This is a genomic window from Halobellus sp. MBLA0158 (assembly GCF_041477585.1).
Taxonomy (GTDB): domain Archaea; phylum Halobacteriota; class Halobacteria; order Halobacteriales; family Haloferacaceae; genus Haloquadratum; species Haloquadratum rubicundus.
This window is the reverse complement of record NZ_JBGNYA010000001.1, coordinates 178,663-193,572: the sequence shown is the minus strand read 5'-3', so window position 1 is coordinate 193,572 and position 14,910 is coordinate 178,663. Positions and strand designations below refer to the sequence as shown.

At 69.6% G+C, this 14,910-nt stretch carries 13 protein-coding genes; 10 read left to right on the top strand and 3 right to left on the bottom strand.

Going from position 1 to position 14,910, the window contains the following annotated elements; all coding sequences use genetic code 11:
• Positions 1–468: 468 nt before the first annotated feature.
• Positions 469–2,670, top strand: coding sequence for a histidine kinase N-terminal 7TM domain-containing protein (locus OS889_RS00945; protein WP_372386610.1), 2,202 nt, complete (start codon positions 469–471; stop codon positions 2,668–2,670).
• A gap of 54 nt (positions 2,671–2,724) precedes the next feature.
• Here the strand turns inward: OS889_RS00945 and tatC (OS889_RS00940) are convergent, their stop codons facing one another.
• The gene (gene tatC, locus OS889_RS00940) at positions 2,725–4,941 is read right to left on the bottom strand and encodes a twin-arginine translocase subunit TatC (RefSeq protein ID WP_372386609.1); all 2,217 of its coding nucleotides are present in this window, start codon (positions 4,939–4,941) and stop codon (positions 2,725–2,727) included.
• A 168-nt stretch (positions 4,942–5,109) separates the two neighbouring features.
• On the opposite strand from tatC (OS889_RS00940), the gene tatC (OS889_RS00935) reads away from it, so the two are divergent.
• Positions 5,110–6,666, top strand: a complete 1,557-nt coding sequence (gene tatC / locus OS889_RS00935; RefSeq protein WP_372386608.1) for a twin-arginine translocase subunit TatC — start codon at positions 5,110–5,112, stop codon at positions 6,664–6,666.
• Positions 6,667–6,669: 3 nt separating this feature from the next.
• On the opposite strand, the gene larE is transcribed toward tatC (OS889_RS00935), so the two are convergent.
• Positions 6,670–7,629 (bottom strand): ATP-dependent sacrificial sulfur transferase LarE, encoded by a 960-nt coding sequence (larE, locus tag OS889_RS00930; RefSeq protein WP_372386607.1) that lies wholly within the window; start codon positions 7,627–7,629, stop codon positions 6,670–6,672.
• 112 nt (positions 7,630–7,741) lie between these two features.
• Between larE and OS889_RS00925 the strand changes: the two genes are divergently transcribed.
• Genes OS889_RS00925 through rpiA form a run of 4 tightly spaced genes read left to right on the top strand, consistent with a single transcriptional unit; the run spans position 7,742 to position 11,993 of the window.
• Positions 7,742–9,742: a MutS-related protein gene (locus tag OS889_RS00925; RefSeq protein WP_372386606.1), complete on the top strand. Its 2,001-nt coding sequence runs from the start codon at positions 7,742–7,744 to the stop codon at positions 9,740–9,742.
• Positions 9,743–9,778: 36 nt separating this feature from the next.
• Positions 9,779–10,066: a hypothetical protein gene (locus OS889_RS00920; protein ID WP_372386605.1), complete on the top strand. Its 288-nt coding sequence runs from the start codon at positions 9,779–9,781 to the stop codon at positions 10,064–10,066.
• 57 nt (positions 10,067–10,123) lie between these two features.
• Complete coding sequence (locus OS889_RS00915; RefSeq protein ID WP_372386604.1) at positions 10,124–11,248, top strand: ORC1-type DNA replication protein; 1,125 nt, start codon at positions 10,124–10,126, stop codon at positions 11,246–11,248.
• A 52-nt stretch (positions 11,249–11,300) separates the two neighbouring features.
• A complete protein-coding gene (rpiA, locus tag OS889_RS00910) occupies positions 11,301–11,993 on the top strand; it encodes a ribose-5-phosphate isomerase RpiA (protein ID WP_372386603.1) in 693 nt (230 codons plus the stop codon).
• Positions 11,994–12,057: 64 nt separating this feature from the next.
• Here the strand turns inward: rpiA and OS889_RS00905 are convergent, their stop codons facing one another.
• The gene (locus OS889_RS00905) at positions 12,058–12,225 is read right to left on the bottom strand and encodes a DUF1931 family protein (protein WP_257627937.1); all 168 of its coding nucleotides are present in this window, start codon (positions 12,223–12,225) and stop codon (positions 12,058–12,060) included.
• Positions 12,226–12,478: 253 nt separating this feature from the next.
• On the opposite strand from OS889_RS00905, the gene larB reads away from it, so the two are divergent.
• The 4 genes from larB (at position 12,479) to OS889_RS00890 (ending at position 14,909) form a co-directional block, all read left to right on the top strand.
• The gene (gene larB, locus OS889_RS00900; protein WP_372386602.1) at positions 12,479–13,246 is read left to right on the top strand and encodes a nickel pincer cofactor biosynthesis protein LarB; all 768 of its coding nucleotides are present in this window, start codon (positions 12,479–12,481) and stop codon (positions 13,244–13,246) included.
• A gap of 188 nt (positions 13,247–13,434) precedes the next feature.
• Positions 13,435–13,584: a DUF7563 family protein gene (locus OS889_RS16785; protein ID WP_435183850.1), complete on the top strand. Its 150-nt coding sequence runs from the start codon at positions 13,435–13,437 to the stop codon at positions 13,582–13,584.
• A gap of 165 nt (positions 13,585–13,749) precedes the next feature.
• The gene (surE, locus tag OS889_RS00895) at positions 13,750–14,646 is read left to right on the top strand and encodes a 5'/3'-nucleotidase SurE (protein WP_372386601.1); all 897 of its coding nucleotides are present in this window, start codon (positions 13,750–13,752) and stop codon (positions 14,644–14,646) included.
• Positions 14,647–14,657: 11 nt separating this feature from the next.
• Positions 14,658–14,909 carry a GIY-YIG nuclease family protein gene (locus OS889_RS00890; protein ID WP_372386600.1) on the top strand — a complete coding sequence of 84 codons (252 nt, stop codon included), beginning with the start codon at positions 14,658–14,660 and terminating at the stop codon, positions 14,907–14,909.
• Position 14,910: the final 1 nt, after the last annotated feature.

Here is a 14,910-nt window from a genome sequence, read left to right as displayed (position 1 = left end):
TGCCACGGATTGTCATAGCCCCGACTGGTCGACAGACTTCAATAGAACCACTCGCTACACTGGTAGCGTCGCTAGCGCGGACGACGCGGTCGCATCCGGGCCCCACGGAAATCCGATTCGGGTCGTTTCCTCGCCGTGGATTCTTCCTGCTGTGGTCTCTCCTATGGCAATCCATCCCGAAGGGGATGCCTCTCCGATCGGAGCTCAGAAACCCGACTGAGATGTACTCTACGGGTCGAAATCAGTAACCCGAAATCTAGCGGACTCTGTTGACAGATCGCTTAATCGGAAATTAGCGACGCGACGTGGGCGTTAATGTCCGATATAACGACCGATCGATCCCGAATCGCTGCCACGAGAGCCACATTTCCCTGCCGAGCGCCGTTCCGATCACAGCAAAATTTTTATTCATATATGCTAACATTCCACTCACTTTCCGATGGACCACGCGACGCGCCAGCACGTCCTATGAACGATACTGTGGTCGCGTTCCACGTCCTCGTGCTCGCCGCCACGACAGTCGTTACAGCCGTCCTCGCTGGGTACGCCTGGCGACGGGCCGAGCACGGGACGCGGTCGTTCGCCGCGCTGATGGCGGTGTTCACCATCTACTCGGGTGCGCATCTCCTCGGGCTGCTGACGCTGCACGAGCCGTTCAGACTACTGATAGACAAGGTGCAGTGGATCGGAACCGCGCTCGTGCCGCTCTTCTGGCTGCTGTTCGCGATGGAGTACACCGGCTCGGAACAGCTGGTCACGCGGACGTCTGTCGGGCTTCTGTCGGTCGTGCCGGCGCTGACGATCCTGCTGGTCTGGACCAATCCGTGGCACGGTCTGATGTGGGTCCACAACGCGCTCGATCCGGTCGCCGGCCTGGCGCTCCTCGACCAGGAATTCGGGCCGTGGTTCTGGGTATACGTCGTCTACACCTACGGGCTCATACTCGCCGGAACGGGGCTTCTCGTACGCCTCGCTTGGGTGTCCGAACAGCTGTATCTGGACCAGTCGATCCTCCTCTTCGTCGGCGCCGTCGCGCCGATGATCGCCAGCGTGTTGACGGTCTCCGGGCTGTCGCCGCTGCGGGATCCGACGCTCGATCTGACGCCGTACGCCTTCGTCGTCACCGGGACCACGTTCGGATACGCGATCTTCCGACACCGGCTGTTCGACATCGTGCCCGCGACCCGCCAGCTCGGGCGCCGCTCTGCCATACAGGACCTGGAAGAGGGCGTCGTCATCGTCGACACCGACCGACGCGTCATCTACTGCAATCCGGCGGCCTCGGAGCTGTTGGACGCCGCCCCGGATGAGGTCCTGGGACGGTCGATCCGCTCGATCGTCGACGCGGAGTCGCTCGACTTCGACACCGACGACGCGCTCTCGAAGTTCGAACGCGACGGCTCGGTGTACGAGGTGCGCACGTCGCCGATCCGGAACCGACGCGACGACCTCGTGGGGCATACGCTCCTGATCTCGGACGTCACGGAACGCAAGCGCCGGGAGCGCCAACTGAGACGACAGCGCGACGAACTCCAGTGGCTCCAGGAGCTGAACTCGGTCATCCGCGGCGTCAACCGCGTGTTGGCCTCGGCGGCTTCCCGCGAGGAGATCGAGCGGGCCGTGTGCGATCACCTGGCCGAGAGCGGCCTGTATCAGACAGCCTGCGTCGCCGACATTCCGACGTGGAGCGGCGACGCCGACCGCTGGACGGTCGCGGGCGACCCGTGCGACCCCGACAAGCTGTCCGCCCTGTTGAGCGGCGACGACATCCAGGACGGGGGCCGGTCCGCCATCGACGTCCCGACCGCGGACGGGTCCGGGAGCTGGGCCGTCGTGCCGCTGGTCTACCGCCGGACGGTCTACGGAGCACTGGGACTGCGTGCTGATCGCGAGCTCTCCGCCGAGACCGAGACGCACGAACGCGAAGTCCTCACCGAACTCGGCCTGACGATCGGTCACGCGATCAACGCCGTCGAGAACCGCCAGCTGCTCAGCGACGGGACGACCGTCGAGCTCGAACTTCGGAGCAGCGACGAGGACGCGCCGCTGCTGGACGCGACGCTGGAGACGGGGTCTCGGCTGGAACTCAGCGCCATCGTCACCGACGGCGGCCGCGGCGACACCGCGTACGTCGAGACCACCGACCGCCCGAACCGCGTCGCGGACGCGCTCGAAGGCGCGTCCGACGGCGGGTGCAGAGTCATTCAGACCGACGATCGGGGCGGCCTCATCGAGTGGACCGTCCCGGAGCGATCCCTCATCGGAATCGTCGCCGGTCGCAGCCTCAACGTCCTCAGACTGACCGCCACCGAGGACCGCATCGAGTGCTCCGTCGAGGTTCCGTCCGAGCGCGAGATGCGCTCGCTGGTCGACGAACTCCAGCGGGCGTTTCCCGAGACCCGACTGGAAGCCAAACGCCAGCGCGATCCGACGCAGTCGCTGGACTGCGGGACGGCGCTCGCCGAGACGGCGGCCGAGGAACTCACAGACAGACAGCGGGAGGCGCTCGAAGTGGCGTATCGGGCCGGCTACTTCGAGTGGCCCCGCGAGAGTTCGGCCGAAGACGTGGCCGAGACGCTCGACATCTCGCGGCCGACGCTGCAAGGACACCTCCGGAAGGCGGAGGACACGCTACTGGCGAATCTCTTTGACTCCGGAGAGTCGCGGTGATCCTCGCGGTGCTTCGAGAACCGCTCCGCCTCGGTGAGCGCACGTCCGCCCGCTCTAGACGTCGGCCGTCCGCGGCGGCGCCAGATCCCGACGGCCGCCGAGCGTGAGCACGAACAAGACGCCTAGGCCGATCATATAGGCGGCCATCAGCGGGATCGTCACGAGGAACATCGTGAGGACGTCCGCCGGCGTGAAGAGCGCCGCGACCGCCAGCACCCCGACGGTCACCTCGCGCCAGCGGCTCCGCATCGTCTCGTAGCCGACGCCCGCGCTGTTGAGGAGGATCATCAGGATCGGGACGTCGGCGAGGATGCCGATGCCGGCGGTGGTGAAGAAGATGAGCCAGAAGAAGTTGGTGATGCGGTAGGCGATCACCATGTTCGCCCGGACGGTGTCGTTGACGAGCCAGGAGATCACCGAGGGCGCGATCGTGGTGTAGCCGAGCGCGAAACCGCCCAACAGCCCCGCGGCGAGCGCGCCGGTCCACAGGAAGACCGCGCGGCGGCGCTGTCTGATGACGTTGCGCTCGCGGAGCGCCGGCCACGCGTAGTAGGCCACGAGCGGGAGCGTCACGATGACCGCGATGATCGTCGAGAACTTCACCTCGAAGATCAGCGCCTCCATCGGGTGGAGCGCGACCACGTCGAGCACCTCGTTCGGGCGGACCTGCGCGGGCAGCCGCGAGAGGAAGTCCTCGTAGACGCGCTTGATGCCGCCCGTGTAGAGCCAGCCGAACGTGACCGCGAGCACCGCCATGAACACCGCGACGATGCGGAACGCGTTCGAGGTCAGGGAGTCGAGGATGAACTGGACGTCGGTGTAGTAGCCCTCGAAGTCGTCGTCTGCGTCGTCGGTTTCGTCGCTCTCCTCGGTCGCGTCGTCGCCGCTGTACTCGTCGAAGAACGCGCTCCCGGCGCGGCGGGCCCGGCTGCCGATCCCTCCTCCAGTCGCCTGCTCGGCGCCGCCCGCGGCGGCCGCGCCGGCGGCTCCGTCCGCGTCGCCCTCTTGGCCGGCCCCGCCGTCGGCGTCGAACCGGTCGACGATCGCCTGGGCCTTCTCCTTGTTCCCGGCGTCGAGGGCGTCGCCCGCGGCGGCCATCGCCTCGTCCTCGCTCATCTCGGCGAAGACCTCGGGCGGGGCCGCCCGCACGCCGCCGGCGTCGAGGTCCGCGAGGTCGATCGCCGAGGGGTCGCCCACGCCGGCCTCGACGACGGCCATCTCGTCGATGTCGCGGTAGACGACGTAGCCGACGGCGAGGACCGCGGCGGCGACGCCCGCGAGCAGGACGTAGCCGGCCAGGACGGCCGTCGACGCCGGCGCGAACACCGCGTAGTCGCTGCCGATCAGATCGAGCCCGGCGTTGAAGAGCGCGACGCCGCCGCGCTCGAAGAAGGCGTAGACCGCGAGTCCGCCGACGACGCCGACGCCCGCGACGACGTTCCAGTGCGCCCGGACGCTCCCGACGACGTCCATCTGCTCGCTGCCGCGGCGGGCGACGGTGACGACCTTCGCGAGGTAGAGGCTGACGCCGTACAGCGTCATCACCGGGATCGCCCACATAATCTGGGTGAACGGGTCCGGCGGCGTGAACAGCGCGCCGGCGGCGAAGACGCCGACGACGGCGTGGCGCCACTTGTCGCGGAACGTCTCGTAGGGGACGATCTCCCCGTAGGAGAGCGCGGTCATCGCGAGCGGGAGCTGGCTCGCGAGGCCGAACGAGACCGTCAGCAGGAAGATGAACTGCGCCCACTTGACGATGGAGTAGGTCGGCGTGAACCCCGCCGAGAGGGCGTTCTGCGCCAGGAACGCGAAGGTGAAGGGGAAGAAGACGTAGTAGCCGTAGCCGACGCCGAGGGCGAAGAGGAGCCCCATCGTGCCGACGAGGAGTCCGAGCTGCCAGGCCGGGATCGGCGAGGAGGGCCACAGCCCGCGCTCTTTGAGCGCGTCCCGCGAGAAGTAGACGAATATCGGGAGCGCGAAGATGATCCCGACAACGAGGCCGATCTTCGCCTGCAGGAGGATCACGTCGAACGGCGTCTGGGCGATGATGGAGACCTCGCCGCTGACCTGCGCGGACATCCGCGCGCGGGTCACCCGCTTGAAGAAGTCCCAGACGTAGAGGCGGAGCGCGTAGAACGTCCCGAGGAAGCCGACGAGGAAGACGATGAAGACCTTCTGTAGGTCCTTCTGCGCGGCTCGAAGCATCGCGCCGGCGGTCTCCCGGCCGGCGTCGAGCGTCTCTCTCGTATCCTCGTCGAGCGCGCCGGACATACCCGAAGTGAACCCGCTCGCAGTTATCAATCTTTTCGACCGGCGCTCTCGGCCGGGCCAGCCCGGGGGCCCCGCGTCCGCGTCGCCGTGGCCCGACTCCGATCGTCGGGGACGGCCGCGAGCCGATGCGGAAAGGCCTATAAGAACCGGGCAGCCAATCTCAGACGAATGGCCGACGACGGGGAGGATCCGGACCGGACGCCCGACGGCGACGAAGCCGGGGGCGATCACGCCGACAGCGACGCGTCCGGCGTCAGTCCCGGGGACGACGCGGACGACGCGGACTCGGCGCCCGACCGCGACCCCGACGCGACTCCCGACCCTGACTCGGACTCCGAGCCGGATAGGGAGTCGAGCCCCGAATCGGATGCAGATGCAGATACGGACCCGGACGGGAACACGGACACGGATGCGGACGGGAACGCGAACACCGAGTCGGGGTCGGAGTCGGGGTCGGACTCCGACGTCGACCCGCCGACGGAGACGCCGGACATCCACCCGCGGGCCGAAGACGTCGCCGCCGCGGCCGGCTCGTCGTCGTCGGAGGATCCCGCCTCGGACGCCGACACGGAATCGGACGCCGATGCTGATTCGGATACCGATGCTGATCCTGACTCGGGCGGCGATGCCGACTCCGACACCGATGCCGACTCCGAGACGGCCGACGACCCCGAAGCGCCGTCAGTCGCCGACGTCGCGGCCGACGCCGCAGACGACGACGCCGCAGACGACGACGCAAAGAAGACAGCGGACGACGAGGAAGATTCGGACTCGGACTCGGATTCGGACTCCGACCCGGACTTCGACGCCGACACCGCCACCGACTCCGAGATCGGCCCCTCCTCGGAGGAGATCGTCGCCGGCACCGACGGCGGCGCCTCGGTGAACGCCGGCGAGACCGGCGTCGCCGACCCCGCGCCCGTCGTCGACGAGGGGTTCGAGCCCGAGGGCCCCGAGAGCGACGAGGAGATGCCGCTGGCGGACCACATCGAGGAGATGATCCGCCGGCTGGCGGTCGTCCTCGGCGTCGGCGGCATCGTCACGCTGCTCCTGTACCCCGGCGCCGACCTGGTGAACTCCGCGTTCGGGCTGGATCTCGTCAGCTCTACGGAGGTCATCGACTTCCTCTGGAACAAGCACATCCCCGGCGCGCCCGAGATGGTCGACCGCCGGCCGCGGGTCTACGGGCCGCTCGAACTCCTCCTCACCGAACTGAAGGTGGCCGCGCTCGGCGGCCTCGTCGTCGCGCTCCCGGTGTTCGTCTACGAGACGTACCTGTTTATGCGGCCGGGCCTCTATCCGAAGGAGCGCCGGTACTACCTCGCGGCCGTCCCGACGAGCGTCGTGTTGGCGTTCATCGGCATCTCCTTCGCGCACTTCATCGTCCTGCCGGCGATCTTCGCGTACTTCACCTCCTATACGACCGGGACGGCGCTCGTGGCGTTCGGCCTCAAGGAGACGTTCAACCTCATCCTGATCCTGATGGGCTACAACGCCATCATCTTCCAGATTCCCCTCTTCGTGATGCTGGCGATTATGATGAACCTCGTCACCCGGACGTGGCTGGAGGAGCGCCGCTTGCTCTTCTGGGGGACGTTCCTCGGGCTCGCCTTCCTCGTCTCCCCGGACCCGACCGGGATGGCGCCGATCATCATCGCGCTGACGATGATCGGCCTGTTCGAGGGGACGCTGCTCGCGCTCCGGTGGACCGGCTCCGGGAACTGACGCCTACCGGGTCGGGTACTCCGCGTCGAAGACGTCGGCGACGACCGGCTCGGCGTCCCTCTCGCTGCTTTCGTCCGGCTCCGATTCGTCTCCCTCGGGGCTGACGCTCCCCGTCCGGTACCCGTGGAGGTCGAGCGTCACGTGCTCGAAGCCCAGGTCCGAGAGGTGCTCGCGGGCGGCGACGACGAAGTCGTGATTCAGCGCCGCGTCGAGTTCGTCGGGGTCGATCTCGATGCGCGCGAGGCCGTCGTGGTCGCGGACGCGGAACTGCGAGAAGCCCCACTCTCTGAGGACGCGCTCTGCCTTCTCGATCCGCGTGAGCCGCTCGTTCGTCACTTCGAGGCCGGTCGGAATCCGCGAGGAGAGACACGCCATCGCGGGCTTGTCCGCGACCGAGAGCCCGAGGTCGTCGGCGATCGCTCTCACTTCTTCCTTCTCGATGCCGGCCTCCAGGAGCGGCGACCGCACCTCCAGTTCCTCGACCGCGCGGAGCCCGGGGCGGTGGCCCTCGCCCGGATCGGAGGCGTTGGTGCCGTCACAGATCGTCTCGATGCCCAGTTCGGCGGCGGCCTCGTACATCCGGCCGAGCCGCATCGTCCGGCAGTGATAGCACCGCTCGCCGTCGTTCCGCACGAAGTCGGGGTCGTCAAGCTCGGAGAACTCGACGACCTCGTGGCGGATGCCGATCTCGGACGCGACCCGCTTTGCGTCGTCGAGTTCGGCGTCGGGCAGCGTCTCGGACTTCGCCGTGCAGGCCACGGCGTCGTCGCCGAGGGCATCGTCTGCGAGCGCGGCGACGACCGCGGAGTCGACGCCGCCGGAGAAGGCGACGAGGACGCCGTCGCGGGCCGACAGCGACTCGCGGACGGCCTCGGCCTTCTCCCGCGCCGATGGCGTCGCGTCCGCGTCGGTCGCTCCCGTCGCGCCCGTCGCGCCGCCCTCGACGTCCGTCTCGGGTTGCATATCCGCGCTACTCGACGCACTCGCAAAAGCGCGACGCGTCGCGATCGGGGTGCGAGGCCGTGGCACGGATACCCACAAGGTTTTGTCCGATGGGGGGCCAACCCATCCCCGAATGGAGTTCGAGGCGATCCCGGGCGTCGGCGAGAAGACGGCGGCGGCGCTGTCGGAACTCGACGACGCCGAGCGGGCACTGGAAGAGGGCGACGTCGCGGCGCTCGCCCGCGCCCCCGGCCTCTCGGAGGGGCGCGCGGCCGCCGTCGCCCGCGGGGCGATCCGGCGACGACACGACGACGACGGCGGCTTCCTCGCGACCGATCGCGCGCGGGAGATCTACGACGACGTCTGCGAACTGTTGCGCGAGCGGACCGTCACCGACTACGCGGCCCGGCGGATCGAGACGTTCTACCCGACGCGGTCGTCCTCCCGCATCGCCGAGGTGCGGGAGTTCGTCGAGCGCGCGACCGAGCGCGCGCCCGACCCCGACGTGCTGGACGCGCTCTCCGGCGTCGAACCGCTCGATCCGCCGCCGACGCGTCGCGTCCGCGACCGCTGTCTGGCCACCGCCGACGCCGAGCGCTACGCCGAGGCCGACGAGGCGTTCCCCGAACTGTCGGTCGAAGTCGTCGACGACGCCCGCGGGCTCGCCGAGCTCGCCCGGTCGTACGCCACCGTGATCGCCCTCGACGAGCAGTTCGCCGGCGTCGACGTCGAGGGCGATGTCCGGGTACGCCCCGACGCGCTCGACGAGCAGGAGGAGATCGTCCCCGAGCGCGTGCTGGCGTTCTTCGCGGCGAACCGCGAGCGGATCCTCGCGGCGGTGGCCGTCCACGAGGCGGCCGACCTCGACCCGCCCTGCGACCCCGACAGCCTCCGCGACGCGCTCGATCGCCTGGACGAGGACGGCACCGTCGTCGGCGACGCCAAACTCGATCGCCTCTCTACCGCGGTCGACGACCTCGACGCCGCCGTCGGCACCGCGGAGTCCGTCGCCAACGACCGCCTCCGCGACGCGATCCGCGAGCGCGACGTGACCATCGAGGGCACGGACTTCCTCTCCTTAGTCGAACAGGGCGCGCGCGTCGACTCCCTGCTCGACCGCGAACTGGCCGACGAGTACGACGCCGCCGTCGCGGCCGCGCGCGAGCACCTGATCGAGGCGCTCGACCTCGGGCCCGGCGAGGCCGACTTCGCCGAGCGCGCCTTCCCCGACGACCCCTCGTTTCCGGTCGAGCACAACGACTCGGTGGTCTCGCGGCTCCGAACCGAGCTCAAGGCCGCCCGCGACCAGCGGGCTGCCCGCCTGAAGCGCGAGCTCGCCGCGGACCTCTCGGACCTCCGCGAGTCCGTGGAGACGCTCGCCCGCGACGCGCTCGAACTCGACGTCGAGCTCGCGGTCGCGCGGTTCGACGACGACTTCGACTGCACGCTCCCGGAGTTCGTCGACGGCCGGGAGAGCGACGACGCACCCCGCGGCTTCGCCATCGAGGGCGGCCGCTCGCCCCTCCTGGACGTCGACTTCGAGGACGTCGATCCCGTCGACTACCGCGTCTCGGGCGCGACGCTGCTGTCGGGAGTCAACTCCGGCGGCAAGACCTCGACGCTCGATCTCGTCGCGCTCGTCGTCGTCCTCGCCCAGATGGGCCTGCCCGTTCCGGCCGAGCGGGTCCGGCTCGAACGCTTCTCCGAACTGCACTACTACGCCAAGACCCAGGGGACGCTCGACGCCGGCGCCTTCGAGAGCACGCTCCGGGACTTCCGGGACCTGGTCGACGGCGAGGCGAACCGCCTCGTGCTCGTCGACGAACTGGAGAGCATCACCGAGCCGGGCGCCTCGGCGAAGATCATCGCCGGCATCCTGGAGGCGCTCTCCGAGCAGGACGCGACGGCCGTCTTCGTCTCCCACCTGGCGGGCGAGATCCGCGAGGTCGCCGCCTTCGACGTCGCGGTCGACGGCATCGAGGCGCTCGGGCTGGAGGACGGCGAGCTGGTGGTGAACCGCTCGCCGGTGAAGGACCACCTCGCGCGCTCGACGCCCGAGCTCATCGTCGAGAAGCTCGCCGACGGCGACGCCTCAGACTCGGCGTTCTACGACCGCCTGCTGCGGAAGTTCTGAGCGGGGTTTTTTGTCCGTTTCGGCACAAGCGCCGGTATGGTCCCCGACTCCTCCGCCGAGACGACGCTCGCCGATCTCGACGCCGACGACGCCTACGCCCTCGTCTACCGCGCGACCCGCGACGCGGTCTGGGACGTCGTCGGCACCGCGACGCTGATCCTGTTTTACCTGGCGCTCGCGGCGATCGCGCTGTCGATCGCAGTCGGCGGGATCGGCCCCTTCCTCCGCGGGTCGGCCTCGCTCACGGCGCTCGCGCTCGGCCTCGTCGCGCTCGGCGTCGGCCTCTTCGCCGCGTTCCGCGCGTATCGGCTCGTCACGGAGTGAGGCGCACGCCCCCGCGCTGGGGAACGGTTAAGTAGATTCCTGGCCGTGATTGAACCGATGAGGGACGACCCCGAGGAGGGGATGCTGTCGTGGGACGAGACCGTCTTCCGCGACGAGCACGTCTTCGAGATCGACTACGTCCCCGAGACGTTCGAGCACCGCGAGAGCCAACTGGAGAGCCTGAAGTACGCGCTTCGGCCCGCGGTCCGGGGCTCGCGACCGCTGAACACGATGGTCCGCGGCCCGCCGGGGACGGGCAAGACCACGGCGGTCCAGAAGCTCTTCGGCGAGCTCGGCGCCCAGAGCGGTGTCCAGACCGTCCGCGTCAACTGCCAGGTCGACTCGACGCGATACGCCGTCTTCTCGCGGATCTTCGAGCACATCTTCGAGTACGAACCTCCCTCCTCGGGCATCTCGTTCAAGAAGCTCTTCAGCCAGATCACAGACCGCCTCGTCGAGGAAGACGAGGTGCTGGCGGTCGCCCTCGACGACGTGAACTACCTCTTCTACGAGAACGAGGCCTCCGACACGCTGTACTCGCTCCTGCGGGCCCACGAGGCGCACTCGGGCGCCCGGATCGGCGTCGTCGTCGTCTCCTCGGACCTCGCGCTCGACGTGATCGAGGAGCTCGACGGCCGCGTCCAGAGCGTCTTCCGGCCGGAGGAGGTGTATTTCCCGGTCTACGACGTCAACGAGATCGTCGACATCCTGCGGGAGCGCGTGCGCCGGGGGTTCCACGAGGACGTCGTCGGCGCGCCCGAACTCGACCGAGTGGCCGAACTCACCGCCGAGAGCGGCGACCTCAGGGTAGGAATCGACCTGCTCCGGCGGGCCGGCCTCCACGCCGAGATGCGCGCGAGCCGAACCGTCGAGGTCGAAGACGTCGAGGCCGCCTACGAGAAGTCCAAGTACGTCCACCTCTCGCGGCGGCTCCGCGGGCTCTCGGACCGGGAGCGCGACCTCGTCCGCGTCGTCGCCGAGCACGACGGCGACCAGGCGGGCGCGGTCTACGAGGCGTTCCACGAGGAGACCGACCTCGGCTACACGCGGTACTCCGAGATCGTCAACAAGCTCGACCAGCTGGGCGTGCTCGATGCCTCGTACGCCGACGTCGAGGGCCGGGGGCGGTCGCGGTCGCTGTCGCTGGCCTACGACGCCGACGCCGTGCTGGAGCGGCTCTGACGTCGACCGAGAGAGCGGAACTTTTGTGCCCGCGCGAGGCGAGGCGGCGCGTATGAAGACCACCGGCGGCACCGACGACCAGAAGCGGCGCGCCGGCGAGCGCGCCGCCGAGGCGGTCGACGACGGCGACGTGGTCGGGCTCGGCACGGGCAGCACCGCCGCGTACGCCATCCGCGCGCTCGGCCGGGCGGTCGACGACGGCCTCGACGTCGTCGGCGTCCCGACGTCGTTCGACTCCCGCCAGCTCGCGCGGGAGGTCGGCGTCCCCCTCCGGGCGCTCGACGAGGTCGAGCGGATCGACGTCGCGATCGACGGCGCGGACCAGCTCGATTCGAGACTCGATGCGATCAAGGGCGGCGGCGCGGCCCACGCCCGCGAGAAGGTCGTCGACGCCGCCGCCGAGCGCTTCGTCGTCGTCGCCGACCCCTCGAAGACGGCCGAGACGCTCTCCCGCTCGGTGCCCGTCGAGGTCCTCCCCGACGCCCGAGCGGCCGTCGAGCGCGACGTCGACGCCCTGGGCGGCGAGCCGACGCTCCGGCGGGCCGAGCGCAAGGACGGGCCGGTCGTCACCGACAACGGGAACGTCGTCCTCGACTGCGACTTCGGCGCGATCGCAGAGCCCGCGGCCCTGGCGGCCGATCTCGCCGCGGTCCCCGGCGTCGTCGAACACGGCCTGTTCGTCGGGCTGGCGGACGCCGTCTACGTCGGTACCGACGACGGGGTCGAGGTCCGGACCCGAGAATAGTCGCGAACGCGAGACCGACGGCTCAGCGGGTGGCGTCGCAAAAAATCGGAGTCGTTCTCCCGAGTTACAGGTCGCGCGGCTGGACCGTCTTGCGGTCGTTCTGTTCCGCGCGACGGGCCGCGTCTTCGAGCAGTTCTTCGACTTCTTCGTCGAGCGCGTCGTAGAAATCAGAAGCGACGTTTTTGTCCTGAAGCGCTTCCTTGACGGCTGCCTTGACAATGAGGTCTGCCATACAGGTCCTCCTATATCGGCCCTATATAAAAATATTTTCCAAAACGCCGGCGTCTCCGTCCGTGCCCGTCGTCTGCGGGGTTTCGCAGGGGAATAATTTATATACCCAGGGCTCGCAACGGAGCGGGATCTCGAATTCGCCGTCGAAGGGCTTCCGCGCCGCGCGAAACGGCGGTCGAGGGCGCGCTGACGACACGGGCGCGCCCGCCCGACGGAAGCGACAGCTACGTCCCCCTCGCAGATCGACCGCGGCTATGCGCGATGTTCTGGAGGCCGTCGCCGACGGGGAATTCTCGCCGGCGGCCGCCGAAGCGCGACTGTCGGGCTACGTCACGACCGCCGCCGGGCGGTTCGACGCGGCCCGCGAGCACCGCCGCGGCGCGCCCGAGGGCATCCTCGCCGCCGGGAAGACGCCCGCCGAGGTCGCCGCGCTCGCGGCGGCGGCGCTCGAATCGACCGGCCGCGCGCTCGTGACCCGCGCGGGCGAGGACGACGTCGCGGCCGTGGCCGAGATCGTCGACGCCGAAATCGACGTCGCGGTCGACCTCGACCACGACGAGCGCGCCCGGACGCTCGTCGCTCGAACAGATCGGTTCGAGCCCCCATCGATCGACGCGACGGTCGGCGTCGTCACCGGCGGCACGGCCGACGCGGCCGCGGCGGGCGAGGCCAAGACCGTCCTCGACGCGATGGGCGCGACCGTCGAGCGCGTCGACGACGTCGGCGTGGCCCACCTGGGGCGCGTGCTCGACCACCTGGAACTGCTCCGCGAGGCCGACGTCCTCGTCGTCGCCGCGGGCCGGGAGGGGGCGCTCCCGACCGTCGTGGCCGGGCTGGTCGACACGCCCGTCGTCGGCCTTCCGATTTCGACGGGCTACGGCCACGGCGGCGACGGCGAGGCGGCGCTCGCGGGGCTGCTCCAGTCCTGTACCGTCCTCTCGGTCGTCAACGTCGACGCAGGCTTCGTCGCCGGCACGCAGGCGGGGCTCATCGCCCGCGCCATCGCCGCCGCGCGCGAGTAGGGACCGACCCGCTCGCTGTCGCCACGCGCGCCGAACGAGGCGGCGGTGTGCGACACAGACACAGACAAACGTCCGATTATGCGCCGTATTTCTGCACAAATCGAACGCTCACGCGCACGCGCGGGAAGCCTAATATGGGGCGCGCTCGTATCCGGGATACCGGCAACTGGTGGCTGCCGGACACACGCATGCCAACCTGTGACCATTGCGGGTCACACGTCTCCGATCGGTTCGCGCGCGTGTTCGCCGACGAGAACGGGCGACTCCTCGCCTGTCCAAACTGCTCGGCGAACGCGGGGATCGCGGAGGTCGCGAGACAGCGGACCCGCACAGCGTGACCACTGAAGCGGACTCAGACCACCACGCGAAGCCGTGTTCCGTTCTGCGGCCGGGCGGGTGAACCGCCGTCCGGTCCGCTAATTCCGCGTTCCCGAGCGGTGCGGCCGCGCGCCACCGCGCCGCGGACCGGAAGGGCTACCTGACTCTCCACGAACGTACGCGTAATGAGCGACGGTCCCTCCCCCACGATTCTCCTGACCAACGACGACGGCATCGACGCGCCGGGGCTCGCCACGCTCCGCACCGAGCTCACGGCGCTCGGCGACGTCACCGTGGTCGCGCCGGCCTCGAACCAGAGCGGCGTCGGCCGGACCCGGAGCCACACCGCCATCGTCCGCGACCACCCCTGGGGCGTCGCCCTCGACGGCACGCCCGCCGACTGCGTCGCCTACGGCCTCCGCGGGCTCGACACCGACTTCGACGTCGTCGTCTCCGGCGTCAACAACGGCCCGAACGCCGGCAACTACGTCGTCGGGCGCTCGGGCACCGTCGGCGCCGGCATCGAGTCGGCCTTCCTCGGGACGCCCGCGCTCGCCATCTCGGCGTACCACTCCACCGACTTCTTCCTCTCGCCGCCCGAGGAGTACGACTTCGCCCGACCGGCCCGGATCGCCCGCCGGCTCGTCGCCCGCGCGCTCGACGCCGGCGTCTACGACGACGTCGATCTCCTGAACGTCAACGCCCCCGTCGACGCGTCGTCGCCGCCGGTCATCCTCACCGAGCCGTACCACGACTACGAGCAGGACGTCGAGCACGTCTCGCCCGAGGGCGTCGCGGCCGACGGCGCGCTCTCGTCGGACCTGGAACTCGACGGGGTCGACCCCGACGACCTCGCCTCCGACGAGCACGTCGTCCGCCTCCAGGACCGGACCTGGCCGGGCGTCGTCGGCTGGGAGAGCCCCTTCCCGCCGACCGACGAACACCGCGAGCGCTACCCCGTCGGCACCGACCGGCGGGCGCTCGTCGACGCCGCGGTCTCGGTCTCGCCGCTCTCCGTCACTCACGCCTCGCCCGACAGCGCGGCGCTGGCCGATGTCGTGGAGACGATCAGCGTCGAGTAGCGTCGGGGCGAATGACCGCCGACCACTACGTCTACGTCCTCTCCTGTGCGGACGGCTCGCTCTATACGGGCTACACCACCGATGTCGAGCGGCGCGTCGCCGAGCACGACGCCGGCGAGGGCGCGAAGTACACGCGCGGGCGGACGCCGGTCGAACTCGCCCACGTCGAGTCCTTCGACTCGAAGTCCGCGGCGATGTCCCGCGAGTACGAGATCAAACAGCTCTCGCGGGCCGACAAGGAGCGGCTGGTCGGCCTCGATTGAG

Excerpts from the sequence above, each read along its gene's own strand:
- OS889_RS00945 (WP_372386610.1), top strand. The coding sequence starts at position 469 with ATGAACGATACTGTGGTCGCGTTCCACGTCCTCGTGCTCGCCGCCACG.
- tatC (WP_372386609.1), bottom strand. The coding sequence starts at position 4,941 with ATGTCCGGCGCGCTCGACGAGGATACGAGAGAGACGCTCGACGCCGGC.
- tatC (WP_372386608.1), top strand. The coding sequence starts at position 5,110 with ATGGCCGACGACGGGGAGGATCCGGACCGGACGCCCGACGGCGACGAA.
- larE (WP_372386607.1), bottom strand. The coding sequence starts at position 7,629 with ATGCAACCCGAGACGGACGTCGAGGGCGGCGCGACGGGCGCGACGGGA.
- OS889_RS00925 (WP_372386606.1), top strand. The coding sequence starts at position 7,742 with ATGGAGTTCGAGGCGATCCCGGGCGTCGGCGAGAAGACGGCGGCGGCG.
- OS889_RS00920 (WP_372386605.1), top strand. The coding sequence starts at position 9,779 with ATGGTCCCCGACTCCTCCGCCGAGACGACGCTCGCCGATCTCGACGCC.
- OS889_RS00915 (WP_372386604.1), top strand. The coding sequence starts at position 10,124 with ATGAGGGACGACCCCGAGGAGGGGATGCTGTCGTGGGACGAGACCGTC.
- rpiA (WP_372386603.1), top strand. The coding sequence starts at position 11,301 with ATGAAGACCACCGGCGGCACCGACGACCAGAAGCGGCGCGCCGGCGAG.
- OS889_RS00905 (WP_257627937.1), bottom strand. The coding sequence starts at position 12,225 with ATGGCAGACCTCATTGTCAAGGCAGCCGTCAAGGAAGCGCTTCAGGAC.
- larB (WP_372386602.1), top strand. The coding sequence starts at position 12,479 with ATGCGCGATGTTCTGGAGGCCGTCGCCGACGGGGAATTCTCGCCGGCG.
- OS889_RS16785 (WP_435183850.1), top strand. The coding sequence starts at position 13,435 with ATGCCAACCTGTGACCATTGCGGGTCACACGTCTCCGATCGGTTCGCG.
- surE (WP_372386601.1), top strand. The coding sequence starts at position 13,750 with ATGAGCGACGGTCCCTCCCCCACGATTCTCCTGACCAACGACGACGGC.
- OS889_RS00890 (WP_372386600.1), top strand. The coding sequence starts at position 14,658 with ATGACCGCCGACCACTACGTCTACGTCCTCTCCTGTGCGGACGGCTCG.